Here is a 12,432-nt window from a genome sequence, read left to right on the forward strand (position 1 = left end):
ACCAAAAAGCAAACCCTGAAACCACGTTATATCAATGGTCTCAGGGTTTTTAACTGCTATTCCCACTCAATGGTTGAGGGTGGCTTACTGGTGATATCGTAGACAATGCGGTTGACCCCCGGAACTTCATTGACGATTCTGCGGGAGACAATATCCAGGACTTCATAGGGAATTCTGGACCATTCCGATGTCATGCCGTCGGTGGAATTCACCGCTCTTAAGGCAATGAGGTGGGAGTATGTTCGGCCATCACCCATGACGCCAACGCTCTTGACATTGGGGAGTGCGGCAAAGTACTGCCAGATGGTCTCATCCAGGTTGTGCTTGGCGATTTCTTCACGGAAGATGGCATCGGCCTCGCGGACGATTTCCAGCTTCTCTTCGGTGACTTCACCCAGAACACGGATGCCCAGTCCCGGCCCGGGGAAAGGCTGACGGTAAACCAGGTAATGGGGAATTCCCAGCTCCTCGCCCAGTACGCGTACTTCATCCTTGAAGAGCTCGCGAAGGGGCTCGATGAGCTCAAAGTCCACATCTTCAGGCAGTCCGCCCACATTGTGGTGACTCTTGATCACCTGGCTGGTATCGGTGCCGGATTCCACCACATCGGGGTAAATGGTGCCCTGCACCAAAAAGTCGATCTTTCCGAGCTTTTCGGACTCTTCTTCGAAAACGCGGATGAACTCCTCGCCGATGATCTTGCGCTTACGCTCCGGATCCTCCACGCCCTTCAGCTTGGAAAGGAAACGGTCCTTGGCATTGACGCGGATGAGGTTCATGTTGAACTGCTTGCGGAAGATCCGCTCCACATCATCGCCCTCGTTCTTGCGCAGAAGTCCGTGATCCACAAAGATACAGGTGAGGTTATCCCCCACAGCCTTGTGCACCAGGACCGCTGCCACAGAGGAATCTACGCCGCCGGACAAGGCGCAGAGCACCTTTTTGCCGTTGGCGGTCTTTTTGATCTCTTCGATCTTCTGGGCGCCGAAGTCCTTCATCTCCCAGGTGCGTTCACCCTGGCAGACCTTATGGATAAAGTTGGAGAGGATTTCCGTTCCCAGCACGGAGTGCTTCACTTCGGGATGGAACTGGAGGCCGTAGAGCTTGGCGTCATTGTTCTCCATGGCTGCCACCTGGCAGTCCTTGGTGGAGGCAACAACTTTAAAGCCTTCCGGAACTTCCACTACTTCATCGCCATGGCTCATCCAGACGATGGAGTCTTTTTCCAGGCCCTGGAAAATGGTGCTGTCGGGATCAAAGGAAATCTCGGTTTTGCCGTATTCCTTCACGGATCCGGTTTTCACCGTGCCGCCGAGCTTGGCCGTCATCAGCTGATGGCCGTAGCAGATACCCAGTACCGGGATCCCCAGATGGAATACTTCCTCGGAGATGGTCATGGAGTTTTCCTCATAGACGGAGTTGGGTCCGCCGGTGAGGATAATGCCGATGGGCTTTCTTCGTTTAATCTCTTCGATGGGGGTTTTGGCGGAAATCAGCTCACTGTAGATGCCCGCTTCCCGGACTCTGCGCGTGATAAGCTGATTGTACTGGCCGCCAAAATCAATGACCAGGATCATATTCTCTTCCATATTCTCTCCTACGATTCTTTATTGCTGTAGTTAGGGGCTTCCTTGGTAATGTAGATGTCGTGGGGATGGCTTTCCTTGAGTCCATTGGCTGTCTGGATCACGAAATTTGCCGTGGCATCCAGGGTCTCCAGATCCTTGGATCCCAGGTAGCCCATACCGGAACGAATGCCTCCGCAAAGCTGATACACGGTATCCGCCACAGGTCCCTTGTACGCTACGCGGCCCTCGACGCCTTCCGGAACGAGCTTCTTGGCGTTCTCCTGGAAGTAACGGTCGCTGGATCCCTTGTTCATGGAGGTGAGGGAACCCATGCCTCGGTAAACCTTGTAGTTTCTTCCCTGGTAGATTTCCATCTCTCCCGGGGATTCCTGGCATCCGGCCAGGATGGAGCCCAGCATGACGCATGCAGCGCCTGCAGCCAGGGCCTTGACGATATCTCCGGAATACTTGATGCCGCCATCCGCGATGACGGGCACGCCTGTGCCGCGGAGCTCTTCCACACAGTCCATGACAGCGGTGAGCTGGGGAACGCCTACACCGGAAACCACACGGGTGGTGCAGATGGATCCGGGTCCGATGCCGACCTTCACCGCATCTGCTCCAGCGTCGGCCAGGGCTCTTGCCCCTTCTGCCGTAGCCACATTACCCGCGATGATGGGAAGCTGAGGATAAACCGCTTTGATCTTCTTCAGGGTGTCCATGACCCCCTGGGAATGACCATGGGCGGTATCCAGCGTAATGACATCCACACCAGCCTTAACTAGCGCAGTGACACGCTCCATGACATCGGCGGTGACACCGACAGCTGCTCCGCAGAGAAGTCTGCCTCTTGCATCCTTGGCGGCATTGGGGAAGAGACGAGTCTTTTCAATGTCCTTGATGGTGATGAGTCCCTTCAGGTTGTTCTCGCTGTCCACCAGGGGCAGTTTCTCAATCTTGTGGGCTTTCAGGATCTCCTTGGCTTCCTCCACCGTGGTGCCTTCCGGCGCGGTGATGAGGTTCTCCTTGGTCATGACGGAGGCAATGGTTTTCGTATAATCTGTTTCAAAAACCAGATCACGATTGGTGACAATACCCACCAGCTTGCCGTCTTCGGTCACGGGCACACCGCTGATGCGGTATCTGCGCATGAGTTCATTGGCTTCATTAATACTGGCTTCCGGACTCAGATGGAAAGGATTTACAATGACGCCATTTTCCTGACGCTTGACGATATCCACCTCATGGGCCTGTTCCGCGATGGACATGTTCTTATGGATAATGCCGATGCCGCCTTCCCGAGCCATGGCGATGGCCATGGTGGACTCCGTGACAGTATCCATGCTGGCGCTCATGAGCGGAATATTCAGGGCAACGGTGCGGGTGAGGTTAGTCTTTAAGGAAACATCCTTCGGCAGCACCTCCGACTTGTTGGGCACCAGCAGCACATCATCAAACGTATAGGCAGTCTTTACAATTTTCCCCATCTTGTCCTCCTTTGTATTAAAAAAGCATACCCGTGCCACGATAAGTGATCAGGGTATGCCAAAAAGCACCCTGTCACTCATAGGCGGAAATTACATTGGTTTCCGGTAGAAACACCCTCCCTTATCGAGGGTTTATACGAGTAACGATTTTTAAGTTAAAGTTAATTATAGTCATGTCCTGGGGCCTTGTCAAACCTGTTTTGCAGGATTTATTGTAATTTATGAAATACCTTAAGAGATAACTTTCATAACCGGCACAATCATCAGAAAATATGAAACAACTTATTAATTTCATGAAACTGACTCAAGAGAAGGCCATAAAAGAGAAACGGCGCAAACCAGACTTCCCGTTTCCTCCGAACTGCCCCATAGATCAGCCCCAGAACCGCCGCATAAACCAGAATGTAGAACACCAGACGCCCATAGGCCATGGAAAGGAGAAGGAGCAGCCAAAGATCCCCCTCCCCCATGTAGTACTGGAATTTCGGCGACTTTCGGTGGGCGGCGAGAAGAAGGAGGAAGATGGCCACCACATAACTTTGCCGGGTGTAGAACTTCCACAGGGCAATGGGTGCCAGGAGATACAGGGGAAGCTCATACACCATTCCCGTTTCCTGATCCGTCAGGGCACTGACGAGAAAGAGGCTGAAAAAGAGAAGATCCGGCAAATCCAGGTGCAACAGGAAGGAAGCCAGGATGAGGACTCCCACGGGGATTATCCCCTTCATCCCTTTCCCGGAAGCCTCCTCCTTCACGAGGAATCGGCCTCCCAGCCCGGAAAGCAGCGGGAGAAGGAGATAAAGGAATACCCGAAGGGAACTTGCCATTAAGGATTCTCCCCATCCGGCGTCAAGGCTCCTCCTTCTCCATGGACAAAGAGCTCCAGATTCCCAACGGTGGTGTTTTTGTAGTTGATCTTTCCTAGAATTTTGCTGTATTCCTCATGGGTAATCACATCCTTCGTGGAGGCCAATGTTGCCGTCAGGGCGATGCGTCCCGATGGATTTTCCAGATTATGAAGATCCACATAGTTCAGCGCTTCCCGGATGTAGCTCTTCTGTTCCATCTCCTGAGCCTTCCGAATCATCCCCTCATACTTGGGCGCCGCCATGGCCATGAGAATCCCGGTAATGCCGATGACCACCAGAAGTTCCATGAGGCTGAAGCCTCGCTTTTTTCGTTTCGTCATTCTTTGCTTCATTAATAATCCCCCTTTGTCCTTTGATACCTCCATTATGGGAATCCCCTTCGATTTCATGCAGCATAAAGGACTCCCCAGAAGGAAGTCCTCTCAAAAATTAAATCGTTGATTTTTAGTATTTCAGGGATTTCAGGGAAAGCACAGCAGTGGTCTCATCCTTCAGGCTGATATCGTAGAGCCGACCTACCTTGTCCTTGATTTTCTCCTCTTCGGTGTTCAGCCCCTTGATCTGGTTGTAGACCCACTGAAACAGGACCTCCAGGACTACAGATCCCCCATGACTTCCCAGTTCCGTGCCCAGGCGCTCCGTGTCCGAAAGCTGACCGGACTTCACCTCCCGGATGATGGCGGCAAATTCCCCCTTCACCTGGAAAATCGGATGCAGGCTGTCCACAGCGATTTTCATCTCCTCCCAGTTGCGGACAAAGTAGAGCTCCTGGTTGGTTTTAATGGCCAGCAGCGCATCCAGCACCTCCCCCGGAGAAATCCCCGTGGCCTGGGACAAAGCCATGAGAATTTTTCCCGAATACCCTTCCGGATCCTTCTTGTTGGCGCTGGACAGGGTTTGCTGGGAGATGCCGGTCTTTTGGGATACATCATAACGGGTCATGCCAAACTTCTGCAGAAAAATATCCATCACGTTCATGGGATTTCCTCCGATACCTGAGCTCTTTGCTCAATTAATTTTTACTTAAATATATTTTACTACAAAACATTTTACTATTCAACCCACTTAGAAAATTCTTCAAAAAGGAAAAAAAAAGAAATCACAGCACCGGAAAACCGATGGTGTGATTTCTTGTGGTATGGGGGAACGCTCCCGAAGGAACAATTCTCTTAGTACTTGATGAACTTGTCTCCGGGAACTCCGCAAATGGAGCACTTCTCGGGAACGAATTTCTCCAGGTTTCCGCAAACGGGGCAGAGGTAGTAGAAGACTTCTTCCGTTTCCTCCAGGCTTTCCAGGGCTTCCTGATACAGTCTGGCGTGAACTTCCTCCGCCTTCATGGCCATGGTGAAAATCGCTGCCGCTGCTTTTTCGCCTTCTTCATTGGCCATGGTGACGAAATCTGGATACATATCTTTGTATTCATGGGTTTCACCCGCCACAGCATCCTTGAGGTTTTCCTCGGTGGACTTGATCATGCCGGCAATTTCAAATTCCTTCAGGGCATGGAGTGTTTCCGCATCGGCAGCAGCTCTGAAGAGCTTTGCCGCATTGAGCTTTCCTTCGGCTTCTGCCTTCTTGGCGTAAGCGGTGTACTTGCGGTTAGCCTGGGATTCCCCGGCAAATGCCGCCATTAAGTTTTCCAGTGTCTTCTTTTCGTTCATGTTTGTCCCTCCATTTTATGTCGTCTCATCTGATGGCCTGACGATAACACTCCTGCGTAAAACTTCCCCATTCCCCGTGAAGTTATATGTTGGGGCCTGCCATCTAAAAGATGGTCCCCCGGAGAGCCTTCTTCCTGGCTCATCTGACTTTTTTATTGTACGCTTTCTTTCAAATAAAATCAAGTATAATTTATAATGATTATAAATATATTAAACAAGAAACAATTTGAACCCCTATTCTCCTCAGCCCCAGGAAAAACGCCGTCCTGCAGGTTTGCAGGACGGCGCTGAATTCTTATCTTCTCTTTTTTCGGGAGACTAGTACATGCCACCCATATCAGGAGCGGGCATGGCTGGGGCCGGTTCCTTGATATCCACCACAGCAGCTTCTGTGGTCAGGAAGGTAGCGGATACGGAAGCCGCATTCTGCAGAGCAGAACGGGTAACCTTAGTTGGGTCTACGATGCCCACCTTGACCATGTCCACCAGCTCCTCGGTGAGGATGTTGAAGCCCATGCCCTTGGGGCTGTTCTTCACCTTCTCGATGACCACGGAGCCTTCCACACCGCCGTTGGTGGCGATCTGTCTCAGCGGCTCTTCCAGGGCGCGCTTCACGATGTTGATGCCCACGGCCACATCGGAATCATCGCTCTTCAGGGCGCTCAGGGTATCGATGACGTTGATGTAGGCGGTGCCGCCTCCTGCCACGATGCCTTCTTCCACAGCAGCCTTAGTGGCTGCCAGGGCGTCTTCCATTCTTAGTTTCTTTTCCTTCAGCTCGGTTTCGGAGGCTGCGCCCACCTTGATGACGGCTACGCCGCCGGCAAGCTTCGCCAGTCTTTCCTGGAGCTTCTCCCGGTCGAAGTCGGACGTGGTCTCTTCAATCTGCGCCTTGATGACATTGACACGGTTAAGGATCTCGTTCTTGTCGCCCCGTCCGCTGACGATGACGGTCTGGTCCTTGTTGATGCGAACAGAATCTGCCGTTCCCAGCATATCCAGGGTGGCATCCTTCAGTTCACGGCCCAGTTCTTCGGAAATGACCTGACCTCCGGTGAGGACGGCAATATCCTGAAGCATTTCCTTTCTGCGATCGCCGAAGCCCGGAGCCTTAACCGCTACACAGATGAAGGTTCCGCGGAGCTTGTTCACGACTAACGTCGCCACAGCTTCGCTTTCAATATCCTCGGCAATGAGAAGAAGCTTTCTTCCCGTGGGGACAATCTGCTCCAGAATGGGCAGCAGTTCCTGAATGGCATTGATCTTCTTGTCCGTGATCAGGATGTAGGGATCCTCCAGCAGCGCTTCCATCTTTTCGGTGTTGGTGGCCATATAGGCGGAAACATAACCGCGGTCAAACTGCATGCCTTCCACCACTTCCAGCTCCGTTCCGAAGGTCTTGGATTCCTCCACGGTGATGACCCCTTCCGTGCCGACTTTTTCCATGGCATCGGCAATGAGCTGACCCACTTCCTCGTCTCCGGCGGAAACGGCGGCCACGCGGGCTATATCTTCTTTTCCGCGGATGGCGATGCTGTTCTTCTGGATTTCTTCCACTGCCTTATCCACAGCAAGCTTCATGCCCTGACGGATAAACATGGGGTTGGCCCCTGCGGTGACATTCTTCAGGCCTTCCTTGATCATGGCCTGCGCCAGGACGGTGGCGGTGGTGGTTCCATCTCCAGCCACATCATTGGTGCGGGTGGAAACTTCCTTAACCAGCTGGGCACCCATATTCTCAAAGGCGTCCTCCAGTTCGATCTCCTTGGCGATGGTCACACCGTCATTGGTGATGAGGGGAGAACCAAATTTCTTTTCCAGGACCACATTTCTGCCCTTGGGACCCAGGGTGACCTTGACGGTATCCGCCAGGATATCCACACCCTTTTGCATGGAACGTCTTGCTTCTTCGCCGTAAATTATTTTCTTCGCCATAGTCGTTACATCCTCCTATTCTACAATTGCCAGAATATCGCTCTGACGGACTACGATGACTTCTTCGCCGGCATGCTTGACTTCCGTTCCGGCATATTTCGAGAAGAGCACCTTGTCTCCCACTTTAACTTCCATTTCCACCTTATTGCCGTCCACATACCCTCCGGGGCCTACTGCAATAACCAGGGCCTCCTGGGGCTTTTCCTTGCTGGAACCGGTGAGGACAATCCCGGATTTCGTTGTCTCTTCAGCTTCCAGTCTCTTTAAAACAACTCTGTCGCCTAATGGTTTAATCATTTGATATTCCTCCTGTGGTAGATTTTTGTTAGCACTCGATAGCATTGAGTGCTAACACCTATTTTTAATTATAATCGCTTTGCCTTCGATTTCAACTCAAATTTTAAACCAAATCGCTTAAATCTCACTAAAAATCAGGGGAAATGAAAATTAACCTTCGTTTTTCTCCCCAAATCTCGGGGAAAATCCCCCGGAGATGATTTCCGAAAAAAGGATATCATGCTATGATGAAACAAGAAAAAAGCAGCGTAGAGGCAGAAAAAGGCCCACCTGCAAAAGAAAGACGAGGTGAAGGGCCTCCTTCAGCGAGTGCCCGCAGAAACATGAAATCATGGAAAGACTATCTTTATGCGCTGATCCAGGCGCTTTTCCATATCAGCGGCGCTGTGGTCCTGGGGCTGCATTTTCGGCCCCTATACTATGGAAACCTAAAAGCCATTCAAGCTCTTAATCCCGACTACTCCGCCACCTTGATCAAAGACAACTATGACCGGCTCATCGATTATCTGAATCCCTTCTACCGGGGAAAGCTCACCCTGTCCAATCTGGCCATGTCGCCTCAGGGGGAGTTCCATTTCTACGAAGTGAAGCAGATCTTCAATCTGGTCTATCTCCTGCTCTTTGTGACCCTGGGCCTCAGCCTGGTGATCTATCTTCTCCAGCGCAAAAGCGGAAACTACCGGTACCTGAAGATCTCTGCCGCCATGACCTTCATTATCCCGCTCCTTCTCAGCATCCCCTTCGTCCTGGATTTCTCCCGGGCCTTTGTGGTGTTCCACGAGCTGGTCTTTTCCAATGACTACTGGATCTTCGATCCTCGCCTGGATCCCGTGATCACCATCCTCCCGGAATGGTTCTTCATGCAGGCCGCCTTTCTCATTCTCTTCCTCATGGCCCTTCTGGCATTTTTCGCCTGGCTCTGGGGCAAGAAGCTCACGACCAAGAGAAAACCCTATTAACCTGATCCCACGGAAAATAAAATCGAGGTGCAACACATGATTTCCAGCTTAGATATCCCAAAAGAAGCCGTCCGTATGGCCCTGACCAATCGGGAAGAGGAAAGAACCCTCATCGCCAGCATTGAATCCATGGGCGGTAAAGCCGCCGCCGTGGATATCGGCGGCAACATCTCCACCAGTTTGGCCAAGATCCTGGAGCGTGCCCTGGTGGCCTCCAAGCGGGTGGGTCTGATTAAAGAGGAATATGCCCAGGAAGGGGCCGTCATGGGGGCCACCCGCGATGCCCTCATGCAGGTGCTGGAACGCTCCAGTAACCTCAACGTGGGCGGCAAAATCGGCATCGTTCGGATGAACGACGATATCGCCGTCTGCATCTATGTCAGCATTGGTCTTCTTCATCTCAATGAGTTTGCCATCGGCATTGGCCATCGAACCCTGGGTTCCTTTCCCCGGGCATAAGATCATCCCACGAATTCCACCCATAAAGGTACGGTAACCCGCGATGAAATCGAAGAATCGATTCCTCGCGGGTTTTCTTTTCCTCAAATTTCAGAATTCGCGGATGTAGTTGTTTACATTTTCTTTACCATTAATAATCTGTTGGATTTCCTCGTTATTGCCAGTAAAAATATCAATTTATTGTGGATATTTTTATCACAATTACGGTTTTCGAGGCCAATAAACCCATTTCCCCCATTGCGAAATCAGATTTCCATGGCTATAATTGAAGCATTCATATTTCAAGATATGAACGAAGAATAGGAGGATGGAAGTATGGTAGTTAAGAAAATCGCAGCTCTGGCCCTGGGGGTCATGGCCCTTGGCATGATGGGTTGCCAGGGAAAATCAAAAGAAGTCACGGAAATCGGCATTAATCAGTTTATGGTCCATGAAGCGCTGGATGCTTCGCGGCAAGGATTCCTGGATGTTCTCAAGGAGAATGGTTTTGTGGATGGCGAGAACATCAGAGTCGAGTACAAGAATGCCAACGGCGAGCAGTCTACAGCCCTGACCATTGCACAGGACTTTGTCAATTCCGGCAAGGACATGATCTTTGCCATTGCCACGCCCAGTGCACAGGCCTCATACAATGCCACCAAGGACATTCCCATCATCATCACTGCGGTGACGGATCCGGTGGATGCGGGCATCGCCAAGTCCTTTGAACACTCAGAAACCAACATCACCGGCACCTCCGACGGCGTCGCCATCGTACCCCAGCTGGAGATTTTAAAGAAAGTTCTTCCCGAGGCCAAGACCCTGGGGGTCATCTACAACACCTCCGAGGCCAACTCCATTTTGCAGGTCAATCTGCTGAAGGAAGCCGCTGCGGAATTTGGTCTCACCGTGAAGGAAGTGGGCGTCACCAATCTTAATGATGTGAACAGCGTCCTGCCTTCTGCCCTGGAAAATATCGATGTGCTCTACACCCCCACGGACAACACCATCGCCTCCGCCTACGCCGTCATCGTGGACATGGCCAACAAGGCCAAGGTTCCCGTATTCTGCGCAGAGGATGCCGGGGTCAACGCCGGCGGACTCATCTCCGCGGGACTCAACTACTATGACCTGGGCCGGGAAACGGGACTCATGGCCATCGAGCTGATCAAGGGCACCAAACCCACAGACATCGCCATCTCCACCCTGAAGAATCCTTCCGTGGTGGTGAACACCAACACGGCAAAGCTTCTGGGCATCGACATCCCCCAGTCCGTGCTGGAAAATGCCAAACTGGTGGGTGATAAGTAATGAACATCGTTGTGAATATCCTGGAACAGGGCATGCTTTTTGCCCTTTCCGTTCTGGGAATCTACATCACCTATAAAATCATGAATTTTGCAGATCTCTCCATGGACGGCACATACCCTTTGGGTGGTGCCGTTTGCGGAATTCTCATCATCGGAGGCATGAACCCCTGGCTGGCCACCCTCATTGCCGCCCTCGTCGGCGCTTCGGCGGGTATGGTCACGGGGTTCATCCACACGAAGCTGGGAATCAACGGCCTCATGGCGGGCATCCTCGTGATGTTCGGCCTGTATTCCGTGAATCTTCGGATCATGGGGAAATCGAACATTCCCCTCTTTAATCAGGCCAGCATTTTTAACCTGCCCCAGATCAAGGTTCTGGGCATGGATCTGAGCCGGCTTCTCCTTCTGGCCGCCGTGGTGGTCGTCGTCAAAGTCCTCTATGAAGTTTTCTTCCGGACAAAGACCGGATTCTTTCTCCGGGCTGTGGGGGACAATGAGGAAATCCTCACCTCCCTCAGCGCGGACAGCCATAAGATCAAGATCCTGGGTCTGGCTTTGGCAAACTTCCTCGTGGCCCTATCCGGTGCCATGACAGCTCAGTACCAGGGCTTCGCCGATGTGGGCATGGGCACGGGAAGCGCCGTCACGGCTTTGGCCGCCGTCATCATCGGCAGTGCGCTCCTGAAGCGCCTCCCTTTGGCCAAAAGCACCGTGGCCATCACCGGAGCAGTCCTCTACAAGGGGATCCTGGTGCTGGTGCTCCGCTTCGGCCTGGATCCCAATGACTTCAAACTGGCCACGGCCATCGCGGTCATCATCGCCATGGGCGCCACCAGTCAAAAACTTTCCCTCAAGTTCCCCAAGCTAAAAAAAAGCCTGGGAAAGAAGAAGAAAGGAGGGGCTAGCTATGCTCGACATCAGCAACCTGTCGAAAACCTTTAGTCCCCACACTCCCCTGGAGAACAAAGTCATCGACAACCTCAGCCTCCAGGTGGCCTCCAAGGACTTCATCACCCTCCTGGGCTCCAACGGCGCAGGAAAATCCACGCTGCTGAACCTCATCGCCGGGACGTACCCCGCCGATGAAGGCACCATCTCCCTGGACGGAAAGGACATCACCTCCCGCAAGGCCTACGAACGGGCCATGCTCATCGGCCGTGTCCATCAGGATCCGAGGCTTTCCGTCTCCCCCAACATGACGCTTCTGGAGAACCTTTCCTTGGCCGACGCCAAGGGGGAGAGCTTCAGTCTGAAAAAAGCCGTCAACCTCAAGCGCATCAGCTACTACAAAGAACAGCTGGCCCAGCTGGGCCTGGGTCTGGAAGATAAACTGAACACCAAAATCGGTCTTCTCTCCGGCGGACAGCGCCAAGCCGTGGCCCTCTACATGGCCGTCATGAAGAAGCCCAAGCTGCTCCTCCTGGACGAGCACACCGCCGCCCTGGATCCCCGCACCTCCGAGCTCATCATGACCGTCACGGACAGCCTCATCCGCAAGGAGGAGATCACCACCCTCATGGTGACCCACAACATGAAGCATGCCCTGGAATTCGGAAACCGCCTCATCATGATGCATGAGGGCCACATCGTCAAGGACGTGTCCGGGGAGGAGAAATCCCACCTGACCACGGAAAATGTCATTCAGATGTTCAAGGACAATGCCGATTCCATCGAAGACCGTTTTGTCCTGGGGCTCTAACCCTTCCCCTCAATGAGCATGGACCGCAGACCCGAGATACCCCTCCCTGCCTGCGGCCATCATCATAACGAAAAGAACAGCGCCATGCTGTTCTTTTTTTGTGATGTCTTTCTCATGTGCTAATTAATAGCGCATCCTATAATTCATCTGAATAATGACAAAAAGGAAGACACTTTTACTGAATAGCTCAAAATAGAGGAAAATCA

Annotated in this window: 13 protein-coding genes and 1 riboswitch; of the genes, 5 read left to right on the forward strand and 8 right to left on the reverse strand. The window is 52.3% G+C overall.

Annotated features, from left to right (window positions below; genetic code table 11):
• Nucleotides 1-56: 56 nt before the first annotated feature.
• From guaA to groES, 8 genes are all read right to left on the reverse strand, one after another.
• Entirely contained in the window at nt 57-1,589 is a 1,533-nt protein-coding gene (guaA, locus tag KCG48_RS06140; RefSeq protein WP_211800596.1) for a glutamine-hydrolyzing GMP synthase, read from the reverse strand.
• An 8-nt stretch (nt 1,590-1,597) separates the two neighbouring features.
• Complete coding sequence (gene guaB, locus KCG48_RS06145; RefSeq protein WP_211800597.1) at nt 1,598-3,055, reverse strand: IMP dehydrogenase; 1,458 nt, start codon at nt 3,053-3,055, stop codon at nt 1,598-1,600.
• A gap of 60 nt (nt 3,056-3,115) precedes the next feature.
• A riboswitch (purine riboswitch) is annotated at nt 3,116-3,215 on the reverse strand.
• A 103-nt stretch (nt 3,216-3,318) separates the two neighbouring features.
• The gene (locus tag KCG48_RS06150; protein WP_211800598.1) at nt 3,319-3,882 is read right to left on the reverse strand and encodes a hypothetical protein; all 564 of its coding nucleotides are present in this window, start codon (nt 3,880-3,882) and stop codon (nt 3,319-3,321) included.
• Complete coding sequence (locus KCG48_RS06155; protein ID WP_211800601.1) at nt 3,882-4,256, reverse strand: type II secretion system protein; 375 nt, start codon at nt 4,254-4,256, stop codon at nt 3,882-3,884. The genes KCG48_RS06150 and KCG48_RS06155 overlap by 1 nt, the downstream gene beginning before the upstream one ends.
• A 112-nt stretch (nt 4,257-4,368) precedes the next feature.
• On the reverse strand, nt 4,369-4,902 hold the full coding sequence (locus KCG48_RS06160; RefSeq protein WP_211800603.1) for a helix-turn-helix domain-containing protein: 534 nt from the start codon (nt 4,900-4,902) through the stop codon (nt 4,369-4,371).
• Nucleotides 4,903-5,093: 191 nt separating this feature from the next.
• On the reverse strand, nt 5,094-5,588 hold the full coding sequence (locus tag KCG48_RS06165) for a rubrerythrin family protein (protein ID WP_211800605.1): 495 nt from the start codon (nt 5,586-5,588) through the stop codon (nt 5,094-5,096).
• A gap of 318 nt (nt 5,589-5,906) precedes the next feature.
• Nucleotides 5,907-7,523 carry a chaperonin GroEL gene (groL, locus tag KCG48_RS06170; RefSeq protein ID WP_211800606.1) on the reverse strand — a complete coding sequence of 539 codons (1,617 nt, stop codon included), beginning with the start codon at nt 7,521-7,523 and terminating at the stop codon, nt 5,907-5,909.
• Nucleotides 7,524-7,538: 15 nt separating this feature from the next.
• On the reverse strand, nt 7,539-7,820 hold the full coding sequence (gene groES / locus KCG48_RS06175; RefSeq protein WP_211800607.1) for a co-chaperone GroES: 282 nt from the start codon (nt 7,818-7,820) through the stop codon (nt 7,539-7,541).
• 323 nt (nt 7,821-8,143) lie between these two features.
• Between groES and KCG48_RS06180 the strand changes: the two genes are divergently transcribed.
• The 5 genes from KCG48_RS06180 to KCG48_RS06200 all read left to right on the forward strand — a co-directional run bounded on the left by KCG48_RS06180 (nt 8,144) and on the right by KCG48_RS06200 (nt 12,226).
• Complete coding sequence (locus tag KCG48_RS06180; protein ID WP_211800608.1) at nt 8,144-8,779, forward strand: TIGR01906 family membrane protein; 636 nt, start codon at nt 8,144-8,146, stop codon at nt 8,777-8,779.
• 36 nt (nt 8,780-8,815) lie between these two features.
• Nucleotides 8,816-9,238: a HutP family protein gene (locus KCG48_RS06185; RefSeq protein ID WP_211800609.1), complete on the forward strand. Its 423-nt coding sequence runs from the start codon at nt 8,816-8,818 to the stop codon at nt 9,236-9,238.
• 315 nt (nt 9,239-9,553) lie between these two features.
• Complete coding sequence (locus KCG48_RS06190) at nt 9,554-10,528, forward strand: ABC transporter substrate-binding protein (protein ID WP_211800610.1); 975 nt, start codon at nt 9,554-9,556, stop codon at nt 10,526-10,528.
• A complete protein-coding gene (locus KCG48_RS06195) occupies nt 10,528-11,469 on the forward strand; it encodes an ABC transporter permease (RefSeq protein ID WP_211800612.1) in 942 nt (313 codons plus the stop codon). The genes KCG48_RS06190 and KCG48_RS06195 overlap by 1 nt, the downstream gene beginning before the upstream one ends.
• The gene (locus KCG48_RS06200) at nt 11,435-12,226 is read left to right on the forward strand and encodes an ABC transporter ATP-binding protein (protein WP_211800613.1); all 792 of its coding nucleotides are present in this window, start codon (nt 11,435-11,437) and stop codon (nt 12,224-12,226) included. Before KCG48_RS06195 ends, KCG48_RS06200 begins: the two co-directional genes overlap by 35 nt.
• Nucleotides 12,227-12,432: the final 206 nt, after the last annotated feature.

The organism is Proteiniclasticum sediminis, assembly GCF_018128025.1.
GTDB lineage: Bacteria > Bacillota > Clostridia > Clostridiales > Clostridiaceae > Proteiniclasticum > Proteiniclasticum sediminis.